The organism is Beijerinckia mobilis (assembly GCF_000745425.1).
Taxonomy (GTDB): domain Bacteria; phylum Pseudomonadota; class Alphaproteobacteria; order Rhizobiales; family Beijerinckiaceae; genus Beijerinckia; species Beijerinckia mobilis.
On sequence record NZ_JQJH01000001.1, the window covers coordinates 477,329 to 504,149 of the forward strand.

Annotated in this window: 24 protein-coding genes; 15 read left to right on the top strand and 9 right to left on the bottom strand. The window is 60.5% G+C overall.

The features are described 5' to 3' along the window. Positions 1-67: 67 nt before the first annotated feature. The 3 genes from aroB to DL88_RS20620 form a co-directional block, all read right to left on the bottom strand. Positions 68-1,861, bottom strand: coding sequence for a 3-dehydroquinate synthase (gene aroB / locus DL88_RS19705; RefSeq protein WP_084704786.1), 1,794 nt, complete (start codon positions 1,859-1,861; stop codon positions 68-70). Positions 1,862-2,025: 164 nt separating this feature from the next. After that, positions 2,026-2,505: a bacterioferritin gene (gene bfr, locus DL88_RS02045; protein WP_034991012.1), complete on the bottom strand. Its 480-nt coding sequence runs from the start codon at positions 2,503-2,505 to the stop codon at positions 2,026-2,028. Positions 2,506-2,844: 339 nt separating this feature from the next. Beyond that, positions 2,845-3,150: a (2Fe-2S)-binding protein gene (locus DL88_RS20620; RefSeq protein WP_210165244.1), complete on the bottom strand. Its 306-nt coding sequence runs from the start codon at positions 3,148-3,150 to the stop codon at positions 2,845-2,847. An 812-nt stretch (positions 3,151-3,962) separates the two neighbouring features. Here DL88_RS20620 and DL88_RS02065 point away from each other — a divergent pair. From DL88_RS02065 to DL88_RS02110, 9 genes are all read left to right on the top strand, one after another. Further along, positions 3,963-5,543, top strand: coding sequence for a D-alanyl-D-alanine carboxypeptidase family protein (locus DL88_RS02065; RefSeq protein ID WP_051955475.1), 1,581 nt, complete (start codon positions 3,963-3,965; stop codon positions 5,541-5,543). A 363-nt stretch (positions 5,544-5,906) separates the two neighbouring features. After that, positions 5,907-7,085 (top strand): CobW family GTP-binding protein, encoded by a 1,179-nt coding sequence (locus DL88_RS02070; RefSeq protein WP_034991020.1) that lies wholly within the window; start codon positions 5,907-5,909, stop codon positions 7,083-7,085. Positions 7,086-7,117: 32 nt separating this feature from the next. Next, a complete protein-coding gene (locus tag DL88_RS02075) occupies positions 7,118-7,408 on the top strand; it encodes an RNA-binding S4 domain-containing protein (RefSeq protein ID WP_034991021.1) in 291 nt (96 codons plus the stop codon). 327 nt (positions 7,409-7,735) lie between these two features. After that, complete coding sequence (gene fdxA, locus DL88_RS02080; RefSeq protein ID WP_034991333.1) at positions 7,736-8,074, top strand: ferredoxin FdxA; 339 nt, start codon at positions 7,736-7,738, stop codon at positions 8,072-8,074. A gap of 1,073 nt (positions 8,075-9,147) precedes the next feature. Further along, positions 9,148-10,173, top strand: coding sequence for a CarD family transcriptional regulator (locus DL88_RS19710; protein ID WP_245270578.1), 1,026 nt, complete (start codon positions 9,148-9,150; stop codon positions 10,171-10,173). A 344-nt stretch (positions 10,174-10,517) separates the two neighbouring features. Then, positions 10,518-11,495 (top strand): phosphoserine phosphatase SerB, encoded by a 978-nt coding sequence (gene serB, locus DL88_RS02095; RefSeq protein WP_034991023.1) that lies wholly within the window; start codon positions 10,518-10,520, stop codon positions 11,493-11,495. Positions 11,496-11,544: 49 nt separating this feature from the next. Further along, positions 11,545-12,303 (top strand): LamB/YcsF family protein, encoded by a 759-nt coding sequence (locus DL88_RS02100; protein WP_034991024.1) that lies wholly within the window; start codon positions 11,545-11,547, stop codon positions 12,301-12,303. Further along, a complete protein-coding gene (locus DL88_RS02105; protein ID WP_034991025.1) occupies positions 12,300-13,022 on the top strand; it encodes a 5-oxoprolinase subunit B family protein in 723 nt (240 codons plus the stop codon). Before DL88_RS02100 ends, DL88_RS02105 begins: the two co-directional genes overlap by 4 nt. A gap of 26 nt (positions 13,023-13,048) precedes the next feature. Then, entirely contained in the window at positions 13,049-14,089 is a 1,041-nt protein-coding gene (locus DL88_RS02110) for a 5-oxoprolinase subunit C family protein (RefSeq protein ID WP_245270582.1), read from the top strand. Positions 14,090-14,189: 100 nt separating this feature from the next. On the opposite strand, the gene DL88_RS20090 is transcribed toward DL88_RS02110, so the two are convergent. The 3 genes from DL88_RS20090 to DL88_RS02125 all read right to left on the bottom strand — a co-directional run bounded on the left by DL88_RS20090 (position 14,190) and on the right by DL88_RS02125 (position 16,303). After that, on the bottom strand, positions 14,190-14,648 hold the full coding sequence (locus DL88_RS20090; RefSeq protein WP_305953006.1) for a hypothetical protein: 459 nt from the start codon (positions 14,646-14,648) through the stop codon (positions 14,190-14,192). Between the two features lie 233 nt (positions 14,649-14,881). Next, a complete protein-coding gene (locus DL88_RS02120; RefSeq protein WP_084704804.1) occupies positions 14,882-15,394 on the bottom strand; it encodes a hypothetical protein in 513 nt (170 codons plus the stop codon). Positions 15,395-15,703: 309 nt separating this feature from the next. Continuing rightward, positions 15,704-16,303: a hypothetical protein gene (locus tag DL88_RS02125; RefSeq protein ID WP_156970891.1), complete on the bottom strand. Its 600-nt coding sequence runs from the start codon at positions 16,301-16,303 to the stop codon at positions 15,704-15,706. 481 nt (positions 16,304-16,784) lie between these two features. Here DL88_RS02125 and DL88_RS02130 point away from each other — a divergent pair, with 481 nt between their 5' ends. Then, positions 16,785-18,050 carry a coiled-coil domain-containing protein gene (locus DL88_RS02130; RefSeq protein ID WP_156970892.1) on the top strand — a complete coding sequence of 422 codons (1,266 nt, stop codon included), beginning with the start codon at positions 16,785-16,787 and terminating at the stop codon, positions 18,048-18,050. Between the two features lie 196 nt (positions 18,051-18,246). Here DL88_RS02130 and recF read toward each other — a convergent pair whose 3' ends face one another. Next, positions 18,247-19,419: a DNA replication/repair protein RecF gene (gene recF / locus DL88_RS02135; RefSeq protein WP_051955476.1), complete on the bottom strand. Its 1,173-nt coding sequence runs from the start codon at positions 19,417-19,419 to the stop codon at positions 18,247-18,249. 312 nt (positions 19,420-19,731) lie between these two features. Between recF and DL88_RS02140 the strand changes: the two genes are divergently transcribed. Both DL88_RS02140 and DL88_RS02145 read left to right on the top strand, forming a co-directional pair. Beyond that, positions 19,732-20,196, top strand: a complete 465-nt coding sequence (locus tag DL88_RS02140) for a GNAT family N-acetyltransferase (RefSeq protein ID WP_034991040.1) — start codon at positions 19,732-19,734, stop codon at positions 20,194-20,196. Between the two features lie 261 nt (positions 20,197-20,457). Then, a complete protein-coding gene (locus tag DL88_RS02145; RefSeq protein ID WP_034991042.1) occupies positions 20,458-20,742 on the top strand; it encodes a hypothetical protein in 285 nt (94 codons plus the stop codon). Positions 20,743-20,825: 83 nt separating this feature from the next. Here DL88_RS02145 and DL88_RS02150 read toward each other — a convergent pair whose 3' ends face one another. Further along, on the bottom strand, positions 20,826-21,290 hold the full coding sequence (locus DL88_RS02150) for a 2Fe-2S iron-sulfur cluster-binding protein (RefSeq protein ID WP_034991044.1): 465 nt from the start codon (positions 21,288-21,290) through the stop codon (positions 20,826-20,828). A gap of 651 nt (positions 21,291-21,941) precedes the next feature. Next, on the bottom strand, positions 21,942-23,810 hold the full coding sequence (locus DL88_RS02160) for an ABC transporter transmembrane domain-containing protein (RefSeq protein WP_034991049.1): 1,869 nt from the start codon (positions 23,808-23,810) through the stop codon (positions 21,942-21,944). A gap of 698 nt (positions 23,811-24,508) precedes the next feature. Here DL88_RS02160 and hpnC point away from each other — a divergent pair. The 3 genes from hpnC to DL88_RS02175 form a co-directional block, all read left to right on the top strand. After that, positions 24,509-25,396: a squalene synthase HpnC gene (gene hpnC, locus DL88_RS02165; RefSeq protein ID WP_051955496.1), complete on the top strand. Its 888-nt coding sequence runs from the start codon at positions 24,509-24,511 to the stop codon at positions 25,394-25,396. 43 nt (positions 25,397-25,439) lie between these two features. Continuing rightward, positions 25,440-26,351, top strand: a complete 912-nt coding sequence (hpnD, locus tag DL88_RS02170) for a presqualene diphosphate synthase HpnD (RefSeq protein ID WP_084704808.1) — start codon at positions 25,440-25,442, stop codon at positions 26,349-26,351. Continuing rightward, a partial coding sequence (locus DL88_RS02175; RefSeq protein ID WP_034991052.1) for an FAD-dependent oxidoreductase occupies positions 26,351-26,821 on the top strand: 471 nt, incomplete at its 3' end. The genes hpnD and DL88_RS02175, both read left to right, overlap by 1 nt.

The following is a 26,821-nucleotide window of genomic DNA, read 5'->3' on the forward strand; positions in this document are numbered from 1 at the left end:
CGACACTGCGAATGCCGCAGCCTGGAAAGTGAAGCGGCCGCGCATTCCGCCGACAGAGAGCGGACCCTCAGACGAGCGCCAGTTCCTCTTCGAGGAAGGCTTTAACCTCATCTCCCTCGACCTTCTTTTCAACGAAACAATCGCCGATGCCGCGCGCGAGAATGAAGGTCAGCGCCCCGCGCTCCACCTTCTTATCCTGATACATGGCCGCAAGGATGGCCGCCGCATCCGCATCGAAATCAGAGATCTCGCGTATATGCGTCGGCAGGCCGACGGCCCGCAGGTGGTTTTCCACGCGCAAGGCATCTTCGGCGCTGCAATAGCCGCGTCTGACGGAAAAACGGAAGGCGCAAGCCATGCCGATCGCGACACCTTCTCCATGCACCAGCCTGATGCCATCGAAATGCGTCAAGGCCTCGAAGGCGTGGCCGAATGTGTGACCAAGGTTGAGGAGCGCGCGATCACCCGTCTCAAACTCATCCCGCTTGACGATGGCCGCCTTTGCCCGGCAGCTCGTCGCAATGGCATGGACACGATCCACTCCCCCCTGGAAGACATTCGGCCAATGGACTTCGAGCCAGACGAAAAAGGCCGGATCGTTGATCAAGCCATATTTGACCACTTCGGCATAACCCGCGCGAAATTCGCGTTTGGGCAAAGTTTCCAGCACCGCCGAATCCGCAAGAACGAGGGACGGCTGGTGGAAGGCGCCGATAAGATTCTTGCCATGCGGGGAATTGATGCCGGTCTTGCCGCCGACCGAGGAATCGACCTGGGACAGAAGCGTCGTCGGCACCTGCACGAAACGCATGCCGCGCCGCACGCTGGCTGCGACGAAACCGGCGAGATCGCCGACAATTCCGCCGCCAAGCGCGACGATGAGATCGCGTCGCTCGAATTTGCCCGCGATCACGGCGTCGCAGACCTCGGCAAAGGTCGCGAAGGACTTCGAGCCTTCGCCCGGCCGAACCACAATGGTCTCATACCGGATACCCTGGTTCCGGAGCGATTGTTCCAGTGCGGGAAGATGCTCACGCGCGACATTCTCATCGGTCACGATGGCGCAGGCAGCCTTGGGATCGAGCGCCGCGATGAGCGCGCCAGCCTCGGCGATGAGGTCGGGGCCGATATGGATCTTGTAAGATCGCGGTCCGAGATCGACCGGAACGATTTCAGTCACAGGAAGAGTCTGTCCGGGCTTGAGGATTTTTTTGACCCCCGCAGGGGGCAGCGGCGGCTTCGGGGAGAAACGCAGGTAGAATTCCAGCGCGTTCAGCATATCCTCGACGACGGCATCATGTGGCCCGTCACGGGATTCCACCGCAATATCGGCACGTGCATAGATCGGGTTGCGCTCGTCAAGAAGGCGGCGCAGGGTTTTTTCCGGCTCGCGTGTCTGTAAAAGCGGGCGGTGGCTGCGCTTTTTCACACGGCGCCACAAGACGTCATGTTCGGCCTTCAGCCAGATCGAGACACCCTTTTCGACGATCCGGGCGCGGGTTTCCTCATTGATGAAAGCGCCGCCGCCGGTTGCAAGAACCTTGGGGCCTTCGGCAAGCAAGCGCGCCATGACCCGGCGTTCGCCATCGCGGAAATAGCTTTCGCCATGGCGGGCGAAAATCTCGGTAATGGTCATGCCCGCCGCGGCCTCGATTTCCGCGTCGGCATCGGCGAAAGGCAGACCAAGCCGCTGTGCCAATCGCCGCCCCGTCGACGTTTTGCCGGACCCCATCAAGCCGACGAGCACGATGGAGCGAGGACCGAGGCTCGAAACGATGGCGGCGGCACGCCGGTCCCGCGAAGATGGCTGCGGCGTCTCGGCCTGTTCCGTTTCGAAAAGCAATTTCGTGCCACCGCTCATGCGAGGAAGATCAATCTGAAGCTCTGGAATGGACAGGATGACGCCGATCCGTCCGAAAGTAAACGAGGAGCCCGCTGGACGGACTGAATCCTCTTGCCCTTCGGATCACGAGCACTCACCCCATCCGAGCTTCAGTTTAATCCTTCCATACAGAGTTTGAAGACTTAATCTTCAAGGCCGCCAATATGCTTCTGGCTATAGAGCTGGACGCCAAGCTGACGAATCAATTCCTGCTGCGTTTCGAGGAAATCGATATGTTTTTCCTCATCCTTGAGGAGATCGTCATAAAGTTCCTTGCTTACGCGATCATGGACGCTGGCGGAATATTCGGCGGCTTCGAGATAAAGGGCGCGGGCCTCAAGTTCGGAGGCGAGATCGCAGGCAATGATCTCTTCCACCGTCTGGCCGATCTTCAACGGGTCGAGAACCTGCAGATTGGCGAAACCTTCCAGAAACAGGATGCGATGCACGAACCGATCGGCGTGCTGCATTTCCTCGATCGATTCCTCGCGCCATTTCTTGGCGAGATCCTTGAAGCCCCAATTATCGAGGACACGATAATGCAGCCAATATTGGTTGATGGACGTCAATTCGCTGCGCAGGCTGCGATTGAGGTAATCAAGGACTTTCTCGTCGCCCTTCATCTTGTCACACTCCCTTGATGGAAAAATCCTACCGCCCTAAGCGCGGGTTGTAAGTAGGTTCACAGCCGCATCGAACGGGCGCTATGAAAACAGACCGCCCGTTGAACCCGTGCCCTGCGAAGCGACGGATCGACTCGTTTAGTTTATAAGAATGTTTAAGAAAGAGCGAAAGGGCCGCAACAAGACAGTTGCAGCCTCCGGCATGCTATTCAATTGGAATTATTCTTAGTTTTTATCGATAATTTTTCTGTCACCTGATTTTGCGAAAATATCTTGCAGATACAGGAACTTTTCCTTCAGATCATCACAAAGCCAAAGAGCAATCGAGACGCATTCTCATTAGCAGGCCGAAGAATCGGCCGCCAGGAGAACCTGCTCGCCAGCCACGACGGGCATCGACGGCATTTCCTGATCGCAGGCATTGTCACCGGAGGAACAGGAAGCAGAACAATCAACCGGAGCCACCAGCTTCCCCTTGTTGAGAGCTTCGTCGATGAGCTTGCGGACCGTCGCGAAACAGCGCCGGCAGTTTGGGTTGCAGCCAAGACATTTATAAAGCGCTCCTGGCGTGCGGGGGCAGGAACCACTGTCGAGTGTCGCCTTAATCTTCGTGTCCGTCAGAACATTACAGGAGCATACGATCATCAACGCACCCGAGCTGTTTGAGTTCTTGCCTGCTCAAAGAACAGATAACCAAATATTGCCTTTTTCGCAAGTGCAATAAATGTTTTTATAATTATTCAAAATCGAAACCCGAAGATTACTGACATTGTAACCATTCCAATCAAGCGATTCCTGAAGGCTCATGCCGTTGGAAAAGCTTTCTTGGCGACATAACTATTCTCCCTATACTAAAAAATACTGCACTTGCTTCACACGAAGCACGACAGGGCCGCCCGAACCACAAGCACCGACCAGAGGGCCAAGGCTTCATCACGATAGAGTGCGATGATGAACCCGCGCCATGTCTGCAGTAGGACATGCATCTGCACTGCCTTCCACCCAAAGCAAGAACGCGGCCATTCTTGAGAAGCATTCGCAATAAATGGCCGACCGTCCTTGGCGACGTCGGGACGTGCCATTGCCCCTGTCCTGGTGGGAGGTCAAAACATGGCTAATAAAATTTTAACAAACCCGGCCTATGCTGGAAGCTGCTTATCCCTTCCAGACACCACCGCATTCTTGCTGTTTTTTTCGCGCACTTGCTCTTTCCCGGCGCAACCTCTTATATCGACGCTCTGGCTGATCATCGTCCGGAGAAGACTCTCGACGGAATGAGCCAGCAGGAGTTCAGCCACGACGGACCGGCGCTGTCGCAGGCTTTGCAATGCGCTTGTCAAACCGCATATCCCGTCGAACCGATGATCAAACCGCGACCAGGATGGAAAAGAATGCATCCTTTCACTCCATGGCCGAAACGCACTCTTTGGAACGACACGCGGCGCGGACGAACTTCCATGCATCGTTCCTTTCCACATCTTCTGGCCAAATGGCGCGATGTTTTGCGTCACGCTTGCCGCGCCGCCTCAATGATCGCCCTCGCCTGCGCGGCGAGCCTTCCGGCGCAGGCGCAGCCCGGTATCGTCGTGGATCTCGCAAGCGGGGCCGTCCTATACGAGAATGAGGCGACACGGCCCTGGTATCCCGCCTCGCTTACCAAATTGATGACCGTCTACGTCGCCCTTTCGGCGGTACGGGACCATCGGCTCGGCTTGGACACGCCCATCGTCGTATCGGCGCGCGCCAATTCCATGCCGCCATCCAAGATGGGTTTTCGTCCCGGTACCCAGGTGACGCTCGCCAATGCCCTCAAAATGCTGATGGTCAAATCGGCCAACGATATTGCCATCGCCATTGCGGAAGGTGTGTCGGGATCAGTGGAAGCCTTCGCCGACGACATGAATGCCGCCGCCGCCGAGATCGGCCTGCGGCAATCGCATTTCGTCAATCCGAACGGTCTTCACAATCCTCAGCACTATTCATCGGCGCGCGACATGGCGCTGCTCGCCCGCGCGCTCTATTTGCGGTTCCCGCAATATTCCGAACTCTACAATATCGGCGCCCTCCGGTTCGGCAACCAAATCATCCAGAACCACAACAACATGCTCGGCCGCTATCCAGGTGTCGACGGCATGAAGACCGGATACACTTGTCCGGCCGGATTCAATATCGTCATCAGCGCACAGCAGGGCGAACACCGGCTGATCGTCGTCGTACTCGGTTCGCCCAATGTCGAGACCCGCACCATCAAGACCGCCGCTCTGCTCGATCGCGCCTTCGGCGGCCTCGACCGGCCGATCACCACACTCGATGCCTTGCCGACTCCAGCGCCAGCCCTGCCGTCCCCCTATGACGCCTGCCGCAATCGCGCGCGGCTCATGGGCGAAGCGGAAGCCGAAATCGACGCACTGATGACGCCGCTGCAGAATGCCGCCTATACGCCACAGCCGGAACGCGCCTTTGTGTTCAACACTAACGCGCTCGCCAGCGCGGTACCGCTGTCCTCGCGCATTACCCTGATGCCGCGCCCGGTCTTCGATCCGGAGCCGGTCTTCGTCGGCGCCGCCACCAATTATTCCGGTCCGGTCGCTCAGGCCCGCGCACCGCACAGCCCGATCGGCTCAGAGCCCATGCCGGCGCTCGCCAGCGCCTATGCGCCCAAAACGGCCCCATCCCGCACCGCCTCGCCTCTGGCACCCGATCTTGACGCTGTCCCGCTCAAACAGCCGCTCGCGACATCCGGCTTCTTCACGCCTCCCGCGTCAATCCCCCGTCATGGCCGGACAATTTCCCGCTTCAAGCCGCCGCCACGGCCTGCCGTTGGACATCCCGTCGTCAATCACAAACACAAGAATATTGTCGTCGTCGTCAAGCCAAGCGTTCCTGTCAAAGTCGCAGCGCCGCTGCCGCCGAAACTCACGGAAAAATCAACACCGAAACCGGTAACCAAAGTAACGGCCAAGGAAGCGACAAAACCGGCGCCTGCGCATCCCGTCAAAACACCCGCGAAGCCCGCCACGAAAAGCCATCTCCCCTGAGGCCCGGCTCTTCCGGTGGAATGCCGCCCACCCGATATATTGACCGGAACATTCCTCGGCGTTCATGATTGCTTCGTGGGGAGTCCACTTGCTGGACCCGTTTGACGTAATATTATAACAAATTCCCCGGCAAGGGCATTGAACGGGCTTCCGCTCTCCTCATTCAAACGTCATCATCACATCTCAATGAGACGCGAGGAATCTTGGAGACGCGAGGAATCTGGCTCGGACGAGGTCAAGAAGAGGCAGCGTCGCACAATCCGGGTTCGTGACGCTGGCGTGCCCTTGCCTCAGGCTTGCACCGCAACGCTCCGAAAGCGGTGAGCGGAAACAGGTGAGCCGAACGCGTGGAGTCGCAAGGCAATGTCGGAAATTTCAAAAAGGCCGCCCCCACCCCTGCCCTTGAGCATTCTTACCGGTTTCCTCGGCAGCGGCAAAACCACTCTCCTGAACCGGCTGCTGCGCGATCCCGGCCTCGCCGACACATTGGTCATCATCAATGAATTCGGCGAAATCGGTCTCGATCATCTTCTGGTCGAAAAAGCGGATGGCGATCTCCTCGTCATGAGTTCCGGCTGCCTCTGCTGCACCATTCGCGGTGATCTCATCGCCACACTGGAAGACATGCTGCGCCGCCGCGACAATGACCGTATGCCGGCGTTTCAACGCGTCATCATCGAGACCACAGGCCTCGCCGATCCAGCTCCGGTGATGCATACGATCATGTATCATCCCTATCTGATGTTGCGGTTCCGCCTCGATGGGGTGATTACCACTGTCGATGCGGTCAATGGCAATGCAACACTCGACGCCTATCCGGAAGCAGTCAAACAGGTGGCGGTGGCCGATCGCCTGGTTCTGACCAAGCGGGATCTCGTCACCGACCCCAGCGCTTTCGCAAGCCTTCTCGGACGCCTGACGGCGCTCAACCCGGGCGCGGTCCAACTCGACGCAGCACGCGGCGAGGCCGATGCCGCGCATCTCCTCGATGCCGGCCTCTACAACCCGCGCACGAAATCCCTCGATGTGCAAAGCTGGCTGCGGGCCGACGCCTATCCGGAGGCGCACGACCACGAGCATGGGCACGGAGACGGGCATGATCATGCGCCAACACACAATCCGTCTCACGGCCCGTCCCACGGCCATGACGTCAACCGGCATGATGCCTCGATCCGCGCCTTCTGTCTGCGCGATCCGCAGCCACTCGATGTCCAGGGATGGGCTTTGTTTCTTGATCTCCTGCGCCAGGTCCATGGGCCCAATCTGCTGCGTGTCAAAGGTATCGTATCGCTTGCCGATGACCCCGGCCGCCCCGTTGTCATCCATGGCGTCCAGCATGTGTTTCATCCGCCGCACCGGATGGACCATTGGCCAAGCGATGATCACTCGACCCGGCTTGTCTTCATCCTGAAGGATATGCAACCCTCTTTCGTCGAGGGTCTGTGGCGCGCCGTCAGCAATGCGCCCATGCCCGGCCGCCCCGATGCCGCAGCGCTCGCCGACAATCCCCTGAGCCCGAAACCCGGCGGCCTTCTCGCCTGATAAAGGATCCCGCTGGAGAGAAGAGGAACGCCATGGAAACATCCGCGAGCCAGCGCATCGACAAATGGCTCTGGTTTGCGCGGGTCGTGAAAACGCGGACGCTCGCCACCCGTCTCGTCAGCGAGGGCTATGTCCGGCTGAACAGCCGCAAAATCACCACGCCCGCAAAGCTGGTCGTCGCCGGTGATGTCCTGACCATCGCGCTCGAAACCCGGGTCCGCGTGCTGCGCGTCGTCGCGCCGGGCGAACGGCGCGGCGGCTATCCCGAGGCGAAACTTCTGTTCGAGGAATTGACCGATGGCGTACCGGACGCGGCCCTATGATCCCCACGCATCGAGACCTGTCTCGTCCACGGGAACAAGCGCCGGAAACAGCGACGCAGCGGTGACCTTGGACGGCGCCAGACCACTCGCTGTAAACACGATGATTCCGATTGATAAAATCGGCGATTTTGCGCACAGCGACGGAGACCGAGGCTCAAACCCGCAGGTTTAAAGTGTGGGGCCGGTTCCGTTTGTCAGAATCGAGGCGCCACCCCATCTATCAGGACATGCTAAACAGAAACAGTCGGAGTGAATCGCTTCGCGATTGCGAATGCAGCCGAACAGGTCGAGCCGATGCGGCCCTTCGCATCGCGCCAGGAGAAAACCATGAGTTATGTCGTCCTCGAAAATTGTATCAAGTGCAAATATATGGACTGCGTCGAGGTCTGTCCGGTCGATTGCTTCTACGAAGGCGAGACGATGCTCGTCATCAATCCCGACGAATGTATCGATTGCGGCGTCTGTGAGCCCGAATGCCCGGCCGAAGCCATCAAGCCCGATACGGTTACGGGGCTCGAGAAATGGCAGGCGCTGAACCGGAAAATGGCACAATATTGGCCGAATGTGACCGTGAAGCGCGACGCCCCGCCGGAAGCCAAGCAGTTTGACGGCCGCCCCGGCAAATTCGACGCCTTCTTCAATGAAAACCCCGGTCAGGGAGACTGACCGGAGCACGCGCGATCGCTCCGACTGGGGCCGGCCCAAACCCGCCGGCCCGAAGCGGCGAACTCAGGCGGCGAACTCAAGCGGCCAGTCCAGCCACCATTCCGGTGAGCCAGTCCCAGGGGCGTGAAATCTCGGAGCGCGCCGAACGAAGCACCTTGAGGGGCGTGGCCAGCTCATAGGGGAATCCGCCTCTTCGGATGAAGCCAACCCGCGCCTGCTCCATTGCGGAAGGTTTCAATATCTCAGACCTTGAATTGCACTCCGCCCCTTGAACAGCAGGTGATACGCCCGATCGTTCTGCCACATTCCACGACCGAACATGACGCCGTCTGGAACGAAGAACAGATACAGATAAAGCAGGAAGATAAATGGGAGGCATTCCCGATAAGCCTAAATTATAGGCATATTTTCTCCTCATTTGCAGTCGGAGAGGAGAATCTTGCAAGCAAGATGCATCTTTTTTGATTTTTCATGAAAATGTGCTATTGTATCGAGTAGATGGAAATTTTTGGTACAATCCTTGGCCGACACATCCAATAGTCCCAATGGTTTCGGATAGATTCGCATTCAAGGTCCCGCCTGGATGCGGTCGCCTGCGTGCATTTCGCACGTTCGATCCCGGTCTTATTTGAAGTCCGATCCATCATTTCAGTTTCTAAATTAGTCAAGCCATACGGACTTTCCCGTTTCTCGAAATCCACCCGCGCTTGATCGCTTCCAGCAGCGGGCCAGGAAACGTCTCCGAATCTGTGTCCGTCAAGTCATTAAGGCGAGGTCAATAACAGCACGTTTCAAATCGGCTCCAGACGCGCAAGCGGGCGGCGTCGCATTGAAACAGACGGGATGGGATTCACCCGTCAGCGCTAACACGAGGGTCCCTGACCTGTCGCCGCCATTCCGGCGCCTGGTCCTTAAGGAGTTCGCTGTCGATGCCATCCCCAAAAAAGGCCGGAAAAGCACCCGACCTGCCGTCCGGATCCGGACCGCCTCACGAATCGCCCGTCATCACAGGGGATAGCTCTGGAGAAAACCGGGCCTGCAGATCGAACGGCGAGACCTCCGGCGATGGCACGATGGCCTTGGACACGATTCTCAAGGACCAGAACACGCCGGCCGCGACAGAGTTCCAGCCGGAAGCCCCTATCACCGACAAGATTGCTTCCACTCCCGATGTGACGGGCCTTGCGTCCGCTTCGACTGATTTGACTACCTCCCAGCCCACGAAACAAATGATCGGACTTCCGGTGACAAATAATACAGAAAAGAACATCGCGGCCGAAACCGCCACTCCCGCCGAGATCGATACAATCGTCAGCAATTCCGTCTCCGGTTGCGAGGAAGCAACGCTTCAGCAAGCATCGGCAAAGCCCCTGAAAGCCGCGAAGCCCGCGGTCAAGACCCCTGTTTCCGGCAAGCCAGCTGCCGCGCTCAAGACGGAAGACATGCGCGCGACCGCACGTCCGGTGGAAAAAGGGGAAAAGACTGAGAAAGCCCCCGCCAAGGCAACCGGAAAAACCTCCGGAGGGAGCCCGCGGCACGGTTTCAAGCCGCTGGAATTCATCGTTTATCCGTCCCATGGCGTCGGCCAGATCCTCGCCATTGAGGAACAGGAAGTCGCCGGCTTCAAGCTCGAATTGTTCGTGATCAGCTTCATCAAGGACAAGATGATCCTCAAGGTGCCGACCCCCAAGGCGGTGAGCGTGCGCATGCGCAAGCTGGCCGATGCCTCGGTGATCGATAAGGCGCTTGAAACCCTGACCGGCCGCGCGCGCATCAAGCGGACCATGTGGTCGCGCCGGGCTCAGGAATATGAGGCGAAGATCAATTCCGGCGATCTCATCGCCGTGTCCGAAGTCGTGCGCGATCTCTATCGCTCCGATGCCCAACCCGAGCAATCCTATTCAGAGCGCCAGCTCTATGAGGCCGCGCTCGACCGGGTGGTGCGGGAACTCGCCGCGGTCCAGAGATTGACCGAGACGGAATCCCTGAAGCTCATCGAAGCGCAATTGCAGAAAGGTCCGAAGCGCGGTGGCGGCAAGGTCGAGGAAATCGATCTCGACGAAACCGACGAGGACGGTGATATCGAAGAAGCGGCATAAGATCGTTCTTTTCACGCGAAAGGCCCGGCATAATGCCGGGCCTTTCTTTTTCCCGCCATTTCTGGAACGACTTTTGGTTCGGGTTCCGGCATGATGCCGGCTCTCATGAATCCGCCAAAGGATCCATTCCCGGGATTTATGAGGCGCCAGCCGTTCATGCGCGTTTGGATAGACTAAGCGGAACGGCGCGGCGCTGACCTTCATACCAGTCTCATTGATCCCGGCCTGCCGGAAGCAATGAGGTCCGGCGGGAAACTGCCGCCCCCGCAATCGTGGGGGACGAATCTCGATGAGTCATATTCATTGAGACTTGCTATCAGACGATCAGAACCGAGACGAATTTGATGACGCATGTCGCCACCCTTGTTTGCGATCCCGGCTTTCCGATGCTCAGTGACACCGAAACGCGCATTGCGGCCGCTCTGCTGCCCGGTGCCGGCGATGCCACCTGGCTCGATGCGCGGATCGCCGCCGACATCCCCTTCACGGCGGGTGAAAGGCCGCTGCGCGAGATCGCCGATGAAGTGCGTGCGGCTCTCGGGACGGCACCCGTCGATGTCATCGTGCAGCCGCTGGAAAACCGGCGCAAGAAACTGTTTCTCGCGGATATGGATTCGACCATGATCCGGCAGGAATGTATCGACGAACTCGCTGGAGAAGTCGGCAAGAAGAAACACGTTGCCGAAATCACCGAGCGCGCCATGCGCGGCGAAATCGCCTTCGAACCCGCGCTGCGCGAGCGTGTCGCTCTTCTCAAGGGGCTGCATCCAGACACGATCCGCAAGGTCATCGGCAAGAGGATCACCATGTCGCCTGGCGCCAGAATCCTGGTGCAGACGCTACGCCAGCATGGCGTGCACACAGTGCTCGTCTCCGGCGGCTTCACCGCTTTCACCTCGGTCATCGGCGAGCAGATCGGCTTTCATGAAAACCATGCCAATGTGCTGCTTCTCGGCCAGGATGGCCGGCTCGCGGGTCTGGTCCAGGAGCCGATCCTCGGCAAGGACGCCAAGCTCGCCACGCTGGTCGCCAAACGCGATGAACTGAAGCTTGCCGAGAGCGATACGATCGCCGTCGGCGACGGCGCCAATGATCTCGACATGATCCGTGCTGCCGGCCTCGGCCTTGCCTATCACGCCAAGCCGGCCGTGGCCGCCGCCGCGGCAGCTTGTATCGACCATGGCGATCTCACCGCTTTGCTCTATGCGCAGGGCTATCGCGGCGAGGAATTCTGGCGCCCCCCGCGCGAACAGTTGAACGCAACCGACTGGAAGCGCAAATATGGCGCGATGGAAAAAGCCCACGAACGCAGGGGCTGGTAAGCTCAAGGGCTGGTTAACCGGAAACTGGTGAACCAAGCGGATATTTCCCATGCCTGTCGATCTCAATTGCGATTGCGGCGAAGGGTACGGCCCCTATGTCATGGGCGATGACGCAGCCATGCTCGACATCGTCACCAGCGCCAATGTCGCCTGCGGCTTCCACGCCGGCGATCCGGCAATCATGGAACGCACGTTCCGGCTGGCGCGGGAGAAGAATGTGGCAATTGGCGCGCATCCCGGTTTCGCCGATCTCGCCCATTTCGGACGCCGGCCGCTGCCCTGCACCCATGCGGAAGCCGAGCAGCTCATTGCCTATCAGGTTGGCGCCGCGATGGGGATCGCGGCACTTGCGGGCCATCGAATTACTCATGTCAAACCGCATGGCGCTCTGAGCAATCTCGCCTGCGCCAATGCCGATCTCGCGCAGGCGATTGCCCGCGCCGTCAAGGCCGTCGATCCCCGTCTCGTCTTTCTCGCAATTGCCGGCACGGAACTCGAACACGCGGGCTTGTCGATCGGGCTGCCCGTGGCACGGGAAATCTATGCCGACCGCGCCTATGCGGAGGATGGCACTTTGCTGCCCCGCAATCTGCCCGGCGCGGTGCTGCATGAGCCGGAAGAAATCGCCACGCGCATCGCCGCAATGGTCAAAGAGAGCGCCATCATTTCCGTCTCCGGGCGGCGCATCAACGTCGGCATCGATTCCATCTGCGTGCATGGCGATACGCCGGGCGCCATCGCCGCCGCGCAAGCGGTGCGCCGCAGGCTTGGCGAAGCGGGGGTTACGCTTGCACCATTTCACGCATGAACATTCTGTTGCCCAACCCCCGTTATCTGCTGGTTGGCGAGAGCGCGCTCTGCGTGGAATTCGGCGACAGGATAGATCCGGCGCTGCATGATCGCGTCCTCGGCCTCGATCACGCGCTGGCTCTTGCTCCCATTCCCGGCATCCTCGAAACCGTGCCGACCTATCGCTCGCTCCTGATCCATTTCGATCCACATTGTCTCACCACCGAGGATCTCATCGCGGCGATCGAGAGGCGTGAGGCAACGGCCCTGCCCGCCACCGAAAAGAAGAGCTGGCGCATTCCCGTCTGCTACGAGCAGCCCTATGCGGAAGACCTCAGCGAAGTGGCGGAGCTGACGGGGCTTTCCCCGGAAACGATCATCACCTTGCATGTGCAAGCCATCTATCGCGTCTATATGTATGGGTTCGCACCGGGTTTCACCTTTCTCGGCGGCCTGCCGGAAGCGCTCGCCATCTCGCGGCGGCAGGCGCCGCGCGCGCCCGCGCCCGCCGGCTCGCTGACGATTGCCGGCGGCCAGGCGCTCATCACCAGCATGGCCATGCCGACTGGCTGGTATGTGCTGGGGCGCACGCCGGTGCGCGTCTTCGACTTGCGCCGCCCAAATATCTTCCTGACCGATATTGGCGACGAGATCCGTTTCGAACGCATTGATGCGGCCACATTCGCCCGTCTCGATGCCCGCGCCGCCTCTGGCGATCCGCTTGTCACACCGTTATGAGAACCACCGGCGAACCATCCTTGCAGGTGCTTGCCGCGCTGCCCGGCGCGACGATTCAGGACGGCGGCCGCTTTGGTCATCAGCGCCATGGGGTGACACCGGCGGGCCCGATGGATTGGGCGGCCTTCCAGACCGCCAATCTGGCACTCGGCAATAAGCCGGGAGCGGCGGCGCTGGAAATCGGCGCCGGCATCGAACTCGCCTGCCTCAACGCGCCGCTGCCCCTGGCCTTTTGTGGCGGCGCTTACGAATGGCGGCGTGACGGCCACAGCCTGCCGTCCTCCGCCCGCCTTGTGCTGCAGCCGGGTGAAACGCTCTCCTGCCGTCCAGGACCTCAAGCCTCACGGGAATTTTGGGGGGCCTGGACCTATTGCGCCGTGGCGGGCGGTTTCGCGACGCCCCCCGTCATGGGCAGCCGGGCCACACATACGCGCTCCCATCTCGGCGGTATCGATGGGCGAATGCTGCAAAAAGGGGATCAATTGCCCGCCGCAAGCAACGATGCCGCCATTCTTGCCGTCACGCGGGAAGAAGGAGAAATCGACGCCACCTGGCTCACGCCGCATCGTTCGCCCGCACCGATCAATCTGCGCGTTATTCCAGGACCGCAGGATGATTATTTCTCAAGGGAAATGATAGAGCGATTTTATGCTGGCCCATTCCGGCTGACGCCGGTCATGGACCGCATGGCCTATCGTCTCGAAGGCCCAAAAATCGTCCATGCAAAGGGCTATAATATCGTCTCGGACGGGATCGCCGAGGGAGCAATCCAGATCGCCGGCGATCAGCAGCCACTGGTCCTTATGGCCGATCATCAGCCGACCGGCGGCTATCCGAAAATAGCCCATGTCATCCGCGCGGATCTCGGCCACCTCGCCCAGGCACGGCCAGGCGCCAGTCTTCGCTTCACGTCCGTCACTCTCACCGAGGCGCGTGAGGCCCTCTTCGCGCTTGAAGCCGCAATCTTGACAACGCCGCGCAGCATCCGACCCTTCTACCGGCCACCGACCACGGAAAGCCTGTCGAGGGTCAATCTCGTTGATGGCGTGATCGACGCTCTATCCTGAAAGGGTATCGCTCGATGGATGCAGTCCGGAAACATCAAACTCGCGGCGATCCTCGGATCGCCGCAATGTCCCGCTTGTCGGGGAAAGATCCGGAAGCAATTTAACGACCGCGAGGGCCGCCACCACCACCCCCGGGCGGCCTGCCGCCACCGCCGTGATGGCCACCGCCGCCGCCACCGTGATACACACCCCAATGGTTGCCGCCACCCTGAACACGGCCACCATGACCACCATGCCAGCCTCTCGGCGGCGGCGGATGACCACCCCAGCCCGGCCGGCCCGGTCCCGGGACACCCCAGCCACGCCAACCGCGCGGTCCGCCCCAGCCGATGCCGCGCCGCCAGGCATAGCCGCACCAATACCAGCCAGGACCTTGCCAGCCGCCCGGATACCAGCAATAGTTGCGGCCGCCCCAGAAAAATTGGACCGTCTCGACCGGGAGGCTTTCAGTCCCTTGCCCGGAGATCTCCCGATCGGCGAAAGGAAGCGCCGGCGCGGCGACAATGCTCGTCATCAGACCAGCAGCCGCGAGAGTGGAAACAATCATTTTTCGCAACACATTCTACCTCCTCCGCGACACGCCCACCCCTCGCGCCCGGAACGCAGCTGCGGCGTTTCAAGCTTCGATTCGAAGGGAGCGAGCCCAATCGGATGTGCCTCGTTCCCGAAGAACGGTCAAATTAAAGCGATAGGGAACGAAAAACTCGGCCGAATTCATCCTTGGCCGCATTCGGCCTCGACGGAATTGATTCCGCCAAGGCCAAACAATCGAGGGCAAACTACAGGGGCGTCCTAACGGTGGCCGCCGCCGCCATGCCAACCTCCATGGCCGCCACCTCCATGCCAGCCACCTTGTCCCCCGTGCCAGCCGCCGCCACCGCCATGCCAACCTCCGCCGTGCCAGCCGCCACCGCCGCCATGCCAACCGCCACCGTGCCAACCACCGCCCCGCCAGCCCGGCCCGCCTCGATAGACATAACCGCCGCGCCAGCCGGGGCGACCCCAATAGCCGCCGCCCCAACCCGGCACGCCCCAGCCACGCCAGCCATAGCCGCCACCCCAGCCATAACCGCGCCGCCAATTGAAGCCGCACCAATACCAGCCGGGTCCGCGCCAGCCCGCCGGATACCAGCAATAATTGCGGCCCCCATAGACATATTGTGTCTTTTCAACGGGGACGCCGTGCGCTGCAGGAACTGACAGCACGTCAGCCGGGTCGCTATCGACAGGCATGGCCATGGCTGGCGCCGAAAGCCCAAGAGACAGGGCGGTGAAGGTGGATAGGAGCGTTTGCCGAATTGTCATTGTCTTCATCCTTGGTCTCCTCCGAGGTCTTTCTGTGGTCGATCGCCTTTCCCGGAAGATCATTCCTTAAAGAATCTCCTCGGAGATCACCGATGCCCGAGCGGGTGCCCGGGCGGGTGCCTTTGGCGATCCAACGAACGGATGGGCATTTGGTTTTCCCATGCCTCAGGCATTTTCCCGTGCAGAGCGCAGAGGGGCCTTCGAAGCGGATGAGCAATAGACGCGACGCAAAAATCCGGGCCGCGCTTTGCCCACCCCTAACGGCCCGCCCCGAACGAGCGCACACCAATGACCGCGAAAACGCTGGCATCAGCGATCGAAATCTTCACCGCGCTCACCATATCGGCCGCCGCCGCCTGGACCGCCTCTGCCATAATCCTCGCGCCTTGAACCTTCTCCTCCCCGACCGCCTCCGTAGCCACCTTCACGTCCACCTTCGGGACGTCCCCGCCAGCCTCGGCCGGGAGGCGGCCCTCTGCCGTCATTTTCCCATTCCTCCCTGCCCCAGCCGCCCCCGTAGCCACGGCGGTAACCTTCACCGGGTCCATAATAAGGACCATGGGCTCCACCAACCCAGCCACCGGGCACTTCCCAACCTTGCCAACCGTGACCGCCACCCCAACCATAGCCATGGCGCCAAGCATAGCCGCACCAATACCAGCCGGGGCCTTGCCAGCCACCCGGATACCAGCAATAGTTTCGGCCACCCCAAACATATTGCACCGGCTCGATCAGGCTTCGCTCAGGTCCTGTGCCGAGTTGCGCAGCCATAATGTCCTGGTCCATGAACGCCGCGGCCCCGGCCGGGGCCGCAAAACAGCCAAGCAGGCCAAGTTGCAGAACAGTTTTCCGCCAGAACGATGCCGGAGATCGTGCAGTGAACCGATCATGCATTTTGTAACGGGCCATCAGAATAAGTCTCTCCAACCGCATCGGCAGAGGCGAGGCCGGGTTGAACGCGTCCGGCTATGAAGCTATTTCGCCATCTGTCGGATTCGGATCCTAAATGGCGACGCTGAATTGAAATTGAACGAAATGGCTAGACTCGCCCGCATTGGTCGCCGCGAAATCGCAGCCAACATGCACCTTGGCATGAGCGGAACCTTTTGCCGGCTCTCCCCGGTTGCATGAAGGCGCGCAAGAATTCGTGAAGCCAACAGCCGACGCGTTCTTTATGTATTAGATTTATATTGCTATATCTGTCTCATAGGCTGCTCGCACCGTGTGGCCCGGGAGCCCGCCATTTCGTCGAACGAACCCCGGTCTGGTCGACAAAACCATGTACAGACTTCCAGAATGCCCGCGGGCCATTTGCGTTCGAGCCCCCTGTCGCGCTATATTCATCGTCGAGAGACGCGCTGGGGCGGCGCGCGTTTGAGGCAAACACAAGGTGTCGATATCGGCTTTGGTCCAGCTCGTAGAGACGGGGAGCAGTGAAACGCTCGTGCTCGTTTTACAAATTCTTCTTGTCCCGCTGGCGGTCGCCCTCATGTATTTCGCCCTGGTCCGGCCATTGCGCAAACGCGCCCTGAAGGACGCGGAGCTCGTCTCCGCTGCCGCGGCCATTGTGCAATCGAAGGAGGCCGAAGCAGCCGCCGCCGAGAAAACCCAATCCCAAGCCCAGGCCTCGCCCTCCGGCGCGGCGCGTTCCGGTTCCCGCAAGAGCGAGAGCGGCGATGACATCGGCTCGCTCATGGCCGCGGTCCGCGACCAGGCCGTCGAATTGCGTTGTGAACAGGCCAAGGTGGCCTCGACTCTCTCCCTCGACTTCGATGTGCTGACCAATCGTCTCTCGACCATCGAACCCCTCCTCACCAAGGTGATGGAGGAAGCCAATAAGAACCAGGCGACGGTCGCGCTGCTCACCGCGACCAATGATGATTTCCGCCACAAGATCAGCGAACTCGAAGGCGAGATCGGCCTCTATCGTCCACTCGCCCTGAAGCTGGAAGATGATCTGCGCGTCACCCGCAGCCAGCTCGCCGAAACCGATCGGAAATTCGTCGCGCTCGAAACCGATTATGCGAAGGCGCAGAGCAGCTATAATGAGCTTTTGCAGAAAATGACCTCCACGGAACTCGCACGGCAGCGTGCGGCAGAGGAAAATGTCGCGCTCGGTCAGAAGCTGAACGAGCACGAATTCACCATTCAGTCGCTGCTGCGTGAAACGGCACATCTCAAGTCGGACACGGTGGCGATCACCAGCGATCTCGACCGCGCCGAGCGCGAAGCCAAGAGCTTGTCAGACAAATATGCGGTGGAACTCGAAAGCAGCAGCCGGGCGAATGCCGCGCTGACCTCGCTGCAGATCCAGTTCCAGCAATTCCGCAAGGAAAATGCGGCGCAGATCGAACAGGCCGAGGAGCGCGAGAAAATCCTCACGGAATCCCTGTCGATCAAGGAAAAGCAATTCTACGATTCGGAAATCAAGCGTTCGGCGCTCGAATCGAAGATCGATTTCCTGACCCGCACCAACCAGCGCCTGCGCGAGGATCTCCGCCGTCACCTCGATCATATCGGCAATCTCGAAGCCTCGAACCGCAAATTGCTCGAACTGCTCGCCCGCAATTCCGCAGACGAGAAGGAACTGGCGCAAAGGGAATCAGCCAAAGTCACGCCGATCCTGCGCGCTGTGCCGGACAGCCAGAACAATTAATACCAAGTCTCAATGAGCATAACTCATTGAGACTTGTCCCCGCGACTGCGGGGCGGCGGCTTTCCGCCGAACCTCACTGATCCCAACAGGTTGGGATCAGTGAGACTTGGTATAACGCCACGTCTCGTTGATCCGCCCGATCGGGAGCCATGGAATCCGGCGGGCGCGCCACCTCACAAATGACGGGGAGACCAAATCAGCCAGCCCCTTGATGCGTGACGCGACCCGGCGTCACCTCCAGCATGTCCGCGCGGCCCACAAGGCCCGAGAAGGCTGTCGCCTCCGCGCCGGTCAGCCAGACCTGTCCGGGAAGCGCGGCAAGATCCTCAAACAAGGCATTGCGCCGCGCTGTATCGAAATGGGCGGCGATTTCATCGAGCAGGAGCACCGGCGCGCGCTCCACCATGCGGGCGACGAGACGCGCATGGGCCAGAACGAGGCCCACCAAAAGGGCCTTCTGCTCGCCGGTCGAGGATAAAGCGGCCTCCGTCCCTTTCGGCCCATGCCGCACCAGCAGATCACTGTTTTGCGGACCAATCAGCGTGCGCCCGGCCGCTGCATCGCGGCGGCGATTGTCGCGCAACATCGCCCGGTAGCGATCCTCGGCCTCCAGAGCAGGTGAGACGCCGACCCATTGTTCCAGTTCTCCCCGCAACGCGAGATCGGCCCAGGGAAAGGGCGAATGCGAATCGCGGCTTTCCTCGATCAAGAGCCGCAGCCTCGTCACGGTTTCGACCCGGGCTGCAGCGACGGCGATCGCAATTTCGGCGATTTCGCGTTCCGTGGCATCGAGCCAGCGCGGGTCGGGATGAGGATCCTCGAGCTGGCGATTGCGATTGCGCAAGGCACGTTCGAGCGCGGCGACCCGCGTGCCGTGATCGGCATCGACGCAGAGCACCAGCCGATCGAGAAAGCGCCGCCTTTCCCCAGGCGCGGCGGCAAAAAGGCCATCGAGCGCAGGCGTCAGCCAGAGAAGCCGCAGATGATCCGCAAAGGCCCGCGCCGAGCCGACGGGCGCGCGGTCGATCCGGTATTGGCGCGCCAACCGGCCATCGCCCTGCGCCTGCAGTCCGGTGCCGAGCTGGCATCGTTCCCCGGCACTTTCGATCTCGATCGAAACGGCGAAGCCGCCATTTCCTCCCGAGCGCGCGCAAGTGGCAAGCTCGGCCCTCCTCAGGCCGCGCCCCGGCATGAACAGCGACAGAGCCTCGATGAGATTAGTCTTGCCCGCACCATTTTCGCCGGTCACGACGATCAACTTGTGCGAAAGCGGCAGATCGAGCGCGGCATAGGATCGAAAATCGGCAAGGATCAGACGCCGCACGAAGGGAAAAGCGAACCCTGTCTCGATGGTTTGGTGTTCGAACATGGATCCCGGCGCGTCGCTTTCTCACCCTTTTCAGCGGTCCCGAAACATCACTCAATTACAAGGATCCGTGGAGGGACTCATGAGTACCGTTCACGATTCCCGTAAACGCATCCCCTTGCCGGCTTGACGCAATATCACCGGCCGGAAAGACTTATACAGGAATTTTCATTAGAGCCAGGAAGAAGGAAACGCCATCCTGTAGCGTATGATGATGAGCCATTCATCGCCATAGGATCCCCGAGCCGGCGCAAAAATTCCGTCCTGTCTGGTTTCGCATCCTCCGCCGTTTTCTTCCAGGCTGCCACCTTCACCATGCCCGTATCGTTTCATCTGCGTCCCGCCGAGGCCGGGGATTTCGAGCCTATCCTCGCTTTATGGGTCGCGACCTGGGCGGAAACCTTTCCCGATATCGATTTCGCCTCCCGCGCGGACTGGCTGCGCGATCATCTCGAAACCATAGCGCATGGCGGCGGCATCATTCTGCTTGCCGAGGATGAAAACCGTCAGGCTCTCGGCGTGGCCACCGTCGATCCGCGCCGCAATCTACTGGAACAGATCGCCGTTGCACCGCAAGCCAAGGGGACGGGCGTTGCCGGTTTGCTTCTCGCCGAGGCGCGCAGACAGTGCCCGGGTCCCCTGGAGCTCGACGTCAATCAGGACAATGCCCGCGCCCTGCGCTTCTATGAAAAGGAAGGATTCGTGAAGATCGCGGCCGGATCAAACCCAAAATCAGGACGCAAGACCTGGAGCCTGCGTTTCGCGGGAACGCGGGATTAAGACTTTTCAAGCAAAGCTCCGGCCGCTAGTGTGCGGCCGCCCAAACCGCGACGGAATCCGCCACTCCGCCTATTAGGTATCAGTCAATCATGCCCGTGCCATCGGACCCTCGGCTTTTGCGATGCCGCTGCTGATGCACGCCCCGCCGATAGAGCGGATACGGATGAATGCAAAAGTCCGAAGGATTCGGGCCTAGGGAATGACCGGTTCGAAGACCACTGACCCTTCCGAACCAAGCAAATTTCAAACCAAGGAGGTGACATGCTCGAAACATTGGTGATCGTGAAGGCACTCGGCGGCAAGCCGCAAAAGCGGATCTTCCTGTCGGTCGAGGATAGGCAGGCGCTCGTCGCCGATCCGGCTCTGCTCGAGGAAATTCTGCTCGGCATCCACAAGCCGATCGAAGTGCCGAGCGAAAACGTGTTTCATTATGACGAGCCCATCTTCGAAACCCTCTGCCAGGAATGGCATGCGGCGAAACAGACCAATGAAACCCATTGGAAGAGGCTGGCTCCGCTCGAATTTCTCTCCGATCCGGCGGAATAACGGCGAAGGCCATTTATCCAGACGAAAAAGGCATACCGGTTTGCCCGATATGCCTTGTTTTTCAGCGAAACTTCGGGGCCGCGTCACGCATGTTCATGCGCGGCATATTCACGGTCTTCCGCCCCCGTCGTCTCGATATCGGTAAGCGAAGCGCGTTCATGTTTCCTGCGCGCTGGATCGATCTCGACGCCGGGCTCTCCTGAAAATTCGACGAGAATCGCCTCATCCCGCACGACATATTGGCAGGCGAGCCGGTATTGCGGCGGAATATCGGCGGTTTCAGCAAGTTCCTTGGCTTCCTTCGACAATTTGCCATGCGCGGCCAGCGTGAACTTTTCCTTTTCGGACAGCGTGCCGCCCATCGGCTGCTTGCCTTCGAGGACCGTCACCTTGATGAGGCAGGAGCCGCAATCACCATCTTCGCATAGGAATGGCACCGGGATGTGATTGTCCCGCGCGACAGCCAGCAAAGTATGCGTATCCCCGGCAATGCCATAGACGGTCTTGTTTTTGGGGAGCAAAGGGCTGGAAAAGGTAATGTCAGCCATGATGTACCTTCCGCGTTGCACGCAGGCCCGCTTTCTTCGCGTGGAATGACGCGGGCCATCGGTTTCCTCCAGCCAACCCCGGCCCCAGATCAATCGCTGGTCGCATCGCATTGCGATCGCGCATGATGCGGATCGAGCGTCTTTCACCGCGAATGTCCTGACTGCCGCACATATCCGGCGGCGCCTTGCCCATTTGGCATCAGGCTCCAGGCTGGCTGTATCTGAAAAATGCAGCGCGGAAACAAAGAGTTCCGAAAAAAAGCAACGCTCCGTCGATGGACGGAGCGTCAGCGTGACACAACGAGAAAAATGCTTTTTCCTGTATTTTCTGAAATATTCTTTTCCAGCTGATGTCTGGCGGGATCCGCCGCCATTGCCTTATAAGCTTTTGAAGGGACAAGCTCCGATCAAGCCAGCGGATTTACTCCAATAGCCAGAAGAATATCGTTCACACCAGAGCGATGGGACAGCACAGCGCCAGCGGAACTGGTACAATCAATGCTTTCGATCCATGCCTAACAGCCAAATCGGAAGGGGAGCTACTCCTTCCAATCCGATCAGGATCTATCGCCGCGCCGCGATCAGCTTTCGTCGCCCGAGCAAACTTCTAAAGTCCGCTCAGGCTGACAATTCGGAGCTTCGCAAGGCTGCTTAGGCCGCCGTCTCTGTCACCGCGCCATTGGCCTTCAACGATTCGGCACCCGTCTCGAATTGCAGACGGGCAAGGCGCGCATAAAGGCCATTTTGGGCAATCAGCGTCGCATGGGTGCCTTCCTCGACGATGCGACCCTGTTCCATGACGAGAATACGGTCGGCGCTGAGAACGGTCGCAAGCCTGTGGGCGATCACCAAGGTCGTGCGGTCCTGCATGAGATTGGTCAGAGCCTTCTGCACCAGCTGCTCGCTCTCGGCATCGAGGGCCGAGGTCGCCTCGTCGAGCAGCAGGACCGGCGCCTTCTGGAGAATGGCCCGGGCGATGGCGAGACGCTGGCGCTGGCCGCCCGAAAGCGTGACGCCACGCTCGCCGATACGCGTCGCATAACCTTCCGGCAGGGCACTGATGAAATCATCCGCCGCCGCCCGCTCCGCCGCATGGCGGATTTCTTCGTCGGTAGCCTCCGGTGCGCCATAGCGGATATTATCCGCCACCGAAATGCCGAAGACCACCGGATCCTGCGGCACGGATTTGATGGCGTGGCGCAGATCGGCGGGATCGACCGCCCGGATATCGATGCCATCGAGCAGAATGCAACCGGCGCTCGGATCATAGAAACGCTGCAGCAATTGGAACAGCGTCGATTTGCCGGCGCCGCTCGGGCCGACGATGGCGACGGTCTCGCCCGGCGCCACCGAGAAACTCACCTGATGCAGGGCGGAATCTTCCGGCCGGCTCGGATAGGAGAAAGAGATTCCATCGAACCGGATCTCGCCCTTGCCGGGTTGCGGCAGGGTGAGACAGGATTCCGGCGCGACGATTTTCGGCTCGATCGCCAGAACCTCGCTGATCCGGCCCGCAGCCCCGGCGGCGGCGGAAATTTCGGTCCAGACCTGGCTCAATTCGCTGAGCGCGCTGGCGGCAAGCACCGCATAAAGCAGAAACTGGGAAAGCAGGCCGCCGGTCATACGGCCAGCCAGCACGTCATGGGCGCCAAACCACAGCACCGCCACGACGCTTGAAAAGACCATGAAGATCACGACGATCGTCAGCGCGCAGCGGGCCTTGGCGGCGGCGCGCGCAGCGGCATAGGTTTCCTCGACCGCCGCGGCGAAACGCCGTGTGACCATGGGTTCGGCGACGAAGGCCTGCATGGTGCGCACCGCGCCGAGATTTTCTGCCGCATAGGCGCTGACCTCGGCGAGCCTGTCCTGAGCATGACGCGACCGCTTGCGTACCGACCGGCCGGAGGCGACCAGCGGCAGCACGATGACCGGCAAGGCGATGAGCACATAGGCGGAGAGCTTGGGCGCCGAATAGATCATGAGCCCGATGCCACCGAAAAACAGGAACAGATTGCGCAGGGCGACTGAAGCCGAGGCGCCCAAAGCGGTTTTCATCTGAACCGTATCGGAGGTCAGCCGGGACAAAAGCTCACCGACTTGAGCATGGTCGTAGAAGCTCGCGTCGAGTTTCGTCAGATGGCGGAAGACATCGTCGCGCAGGTCGGCAACGACCCGCTCGCCGAGCGTCGTCACGCAATAGAAGCGCATGCCGGAGGCAATTGCGAGCACCGCGACAATACCGATCATCGCCAGGAAATAGCTGTTGACCGTGCCGGAGCTTTGTTCCGTAAAGCCGAGATCGATCATCCGGCGGACGGCGATCGGCACGGCGAGCGTCGCCGCCGAAGCCATCACCAAAGCGAGGAAGGCGCCGAAAACGCGGCCCTTGTAACGCATCATATAGGGCAGAAGCGGAAGCAGCGCGCGAGGGGACGGCCGTTTCTTTTTCGCTTCAGGGGCGGAAGGCATTTCCGGGGCGGCCTCAATCGCGACCACCTGTTCCACTGTCGATGAAGTCATGTCGCCTTCGTTTCTCTGCCTGTCACAATGGGCACCGGGGCGGCGATCCGGACATTTCCGGAGCCTCTGGGAGGGAAGTGCCATGTCAGGGGTCGAATCGGAGCCGATTCTAGCCGGGCGACATGCACTCCGTACCTCGCTCCAGGCCGGCGCACTCCAAAGCCTTCGGGTTCCGGGACCGGCTTTACCGTGCCCCGCTCCAGCCCTGTTTAGAACCATCTCAATCCAGCGAATGCAACGGTATTACGGGATTCTTCTGGAATTTTTATCCTTGCCTCGCCCGTGTTGCTTCGAATAACCGCACCATTGCAGCGTCGTGAGCTCCCTCCGCCATTCCGTGAGAGTGGGAAAATGGAAAGCAGCGACCTGTGCATGAACACCAGGGCGGCATGGCTGATCCCTGGCCACCAGCAAACTTGCGATGAGCCTGAAGGCAGGCCGTATTATCGGATCGCCTGAGCCTTTCACGCGACACTCTCTTCATAAAAGCTTGTGAGAGACTGGTCTTTTGAAGATTTCAGTTGTCGAGCGGGCCTTTTTCGACAAAACCCCTCGCCGGCGCAAAGTTGGTTTCCGGCATGCTCCGCAATCCTGCAGAGTTTTCTTTGCCTCCGCGAAAGGCTATTGCGAAAGCCGATGGCGAAAACCAAGCCGCGCTCCTGCGAGACTTGCAACGAGGTTCCTTGCAACGAGGTTCGATGACGCAGAATGCCGCCGGACGCGCAAGCGCCGATTCCCTGATCGAGGTGGAAGCCTCGAAAACCCATAAAGGCGAGAATTTTCCGGTCGCGTCGGTTCTCGTGGCGCCGCGTTTCCGCGCGCCGATCCTCGCTTATTACCAGTTTGCCCGGTCGGCCGATGATATTGCCGACAGTCCGGACCTCACGCCGACCGAGAAAATCGCGCGGCTCGATGCCTTTGAGGACACATTGCTCGGCCGCTCGGATGCCGTCGCTGCCGCTTTGCCTCTGCGCCAGAGCCTCACCGAGACCAAAATCGATCCGCGCCATGCGCTTGATCTGCTCGTCGCTTTCCGCATGGATGCCGCCAAGACGCGCTATGCCGATTGGGCGGATCTCATGAATTATTGCACCTTCTCGGCGGCACCGGTCGGCCGCTACGTGCTCTGTGTGCATGGCGAGAGCCAGGACACCTGGGCCTCATCCGATGCGCTCTGCGCCGCGCTGCAGGTCATCAACCATCTGCAGGATTGCGCCAAGGATTATGGCGCGCTCGACCGCGTCTATATTCCACTCGATACGCTCGCGGCCAAGGGTATCGGCGTCGAGGCGCTGGCCGCGCCGAAAGCCTCTCCCGCCCTGCGCGCCTGTCTCGACGGATTACTCGACAAAACCGCCGTCCTCGTTGAAAAAGGGACAGCACTGCCGCCCAAGGTGCATGATTTCCGTCTGCGCCTCGAGACGGCGGTCATCGCCACTTTGGCTCAAAAGCTCGTCTCGGTGCTGCGGCGCGCCGACCCATTGAGTGAAAAAGTGCATCTCGGCAAGGCAGCCGCACTCGCTCAGGCGGTACAGGGTATCCTTTGGGGCCTGCGCGCCGGCGCACCGAAAGATCAAGCAAACTGAAGGCCGGAAAACGAAGGCGAAAGCACTGAAGGGAACCATGAGCATGACATCGACCGGCGCCGCCCGGCAGACGGACCCGGCGGACCAGGAACGGGGCGGGCTTGTGCCGCAAGCCGCGGAAAGCGCCGCACTGCAGGCTTCGGCCGAGGCGGCGACGCAATCGCGCCGCAGCTCCTTCTATGCCGCCATGCGGATTCTGCCCGCGCCGCAGCGCGAGGCCATGTTCCAGATCTATGCCTTCTGCCGCGCCGTCGACGATATTGCCGACGAGGAAGGCCCGCTGCCCGAGCGGCGCATCGCCCTCGATGGCTGGCGCGCCGATATCGATGCGCTTTATGCGGGCAAGCTCCCCCGGCCGGACCTCGCCCCGCTCGCCCAGTCGATTGGCAGCTTCGGCCTCGCGCGCGAGGATTTCGTCGCGGTGATCGACGGAATGGAGATGGATCTCGCCGAAAGCGTGCTGATCCCCGACATGGCAACGCTCGACCTTTATTGCGACCGAGTGGCAAGCGCTGTCGGCCGGCTGTCGGTGCGCGTTTTCGGCGTTCCGGACGCCCATGGAGAAAAGCTCGCCCATCACCTGGGAAGAGCCTTTCAGCTCACCAATATTCTGCGTGACATCGACGAGGATGGCGAACGCGGCAGACTTTACCTGCCACGTGATCTGCTGACGCGAGCGGGCATCACGCCAACGATAGAAGCCGTGCTCGCGAGCCCCGATCTCGGCGCCGCCTGCGCGCCGATCATGAGCGCGGCACGCGGCCATTTCACGGCGGGCGCCGCCATCATGGACCAGTGCCCGCGCCGCAGCGTCAAGGCGCCACGCATCATGGCCCAGGCCTATGGCGCCATTCTCACCCGGCTCGCGGCGCGTGGCTTCAAGCCTCCACGGGTCCGCGTGCGCACGCCCAAATCCCAGATCTTTCTCGCCCTCCTACGCTATGGATTGTTCTAGTGAACCGTCCGATCGTCCATATCGTCGGCGCCGGTCTCGCCGGGCTTTCCGCCGCGCTCGCGCTGGCGGATGGCCGGCGAGAGATTATTCTCTATGAGTCCGCGCGGCAGGCCGGCGGGCGCTGCCGGTCCTATTTCGACACCAGCCTCGGCTTGGTGATCGACAACGGCAACCACCTGCTGCTTTCCGGTAATCATGCGGCGCGCAATTATCTGCGCGCCATCGGTTCAGAGTCCTTCCTTCAAGGGCCGCAGGTCGCGGATTTTCCCTTCCTCGATCTCGCCAGTGGCGAAAGCTGGCGCGTGCGGCCGAATGAGGGGCCGTTGCCCTGGTGGATCTTTTCGAAGGATCGGCGGGTGCCGGGCACCCCCCCCCCCGATTATCTCGGCCTCATGAAATTGCTCATCGCGCGCCAGGACCAACCGATCGGCGCGCTGCTCTCCGAGAAGGGACCGCTCTATCAAAGGCTG

Excerpts from the sequence above, each read along its gene's own strand:
- DL88_RS02145 (WP_034991042.1), top strand. The coding sequence starts at position 20,458 with ATGCTCGAAACATTGGTGATCGTGAAGGCACTCGGCGGCAAGCCGCAA.
- DL88_RS02105 (WP_034991025.1), top strand. The coding sequence starts at position 12,300 with ATGAACATTCTGTTGCCCAACCCCCGTTATCTGCTGGTTGGCGAGAGC.
- bfr (WP_034991012.1), bottom strand. The coding sequence starts at position 2,505 with ATGAAGGGCGACGAGAAAGTCCTTGATTACCTCAATCGCAGCCTGCGC.
- recF (WP_051955476.1), bottom strand. The coding sequence starts at position 19,419 with ATGTTCGAACACCAAACCATCGAGACAGGGTTCGCTTTTCCCTTCGTG.
- DL88_RS02075 (WP_034991021.1), top strand. The coding sequence starts at position 7,118 with ATGGAAACATCCGCGAGCCAGCGCATCGACAAATGGCTCTGGTTTGCG.
- DL88_RS02160 (WP_034991049.1), bottom strand. The coding sequence starts at position 23,810 with ATGACTTCATCGACAGTGGAACAGGTGGTCGCGATTGAGGCCGCCCCG.
- DL88_RS02150 (WP_034991044.1), bottom strand. The coding sequence starts at position 21,290 with ATGGCTGACATTACCTTTTCCAGCCCTTTGCTCCCCAAAAACAAGACC.
- hpnC (WP_051955496.1), top strand. The coding sequence starts at position 24,509 with ATGACGCAGAATGCCGCCGGACGCGCAAGCGCCGATTCCCTGATCGAG.
- hpnD (WP_084704808.1), top strand. The coding sequence starts at position 25,440 with ATGACATCGACCGGCGCCGCCCGGCAGACGGACCCGGCGGACCAGGAA.
- DL88_RS20620 (WP_210165244.1), bottom strand. The coding sequence starts at position 3,150 with ATGATCGTATGCTCCTGTAATGTTCTGACGGACACGAAGATTAAGGCG.
- DL88_RS02070 (WP_034991020.1), top strand. The coding sequence starts at position 5,907 with ATGTCGGAAATTTCAAAAAGGCCGCCCCCACCCCTGCCCTTGAGCATT.
- fdxA (WP_034991333.1), top strand. The coding sequence starts at position 7,736 with ATGAGTTATGTCGTCCTCGAAAATTGTATCAAGTGCAAATATATGGAC.
- DL88_RS19710 (WP_245270578.1), top strand. The coding sequence starts at position 9,148 with ATGGCCTTGGACACGATTCTCAAGGACCAGAACACGCCGGCCGCGACA.
- DL88_RS02100 (WP_034991024.1), top strand. The coding sequence starts at position 11,545 with ATGCCTGTCGATCTCAATTGCGATTGCGGCGAAGGGTACGGCCCCTAT.
- DL88_RS02065 (WP_051955475.1), top strand. The coding sequence starts at position 3,963 with ATGCATCGTTCCTTTCCACATCTTCTGGCCAAATGGCGCGATGTTTTG.
- DL88_RS02140 (WP_034991040.1), top strand. The coding sequence starts at position 19,732 with ATGCCCGTATCGTTTCATCTGCGTCCCGCCGAGGCCGGGGATTTCGAG.
- aroB (WP_084704786.1), bottom strand. The coding sequence starts at position 1,861 with ATGAGCGGTGGCACGAAATTGCTTTTCGAAACGGAACAGGCCGAGACG.
- serB (WP_034991023.1), top strand. The coding sequence starts at position 10,518 with ATGACGCATGTCGCCACCCTTGTTTGCGATCCCGGCTTTCCGATGCTC.
- DL88_RS02120 (WP_084704804.1), bottom strand. The coding sequence starts at position 15,394 with ATGACAATTCGGCAAACGCTCCTATCCACCTTCACCGCCCTGTCTCTT.
- DL88_RS02125 (WP_156970891.1), bottom strand. The coding sequence starts at position 16,303 with ATGGCCCGTTACAAAATGCATGATCGGTTCACTGCACGATCTCCGGCA.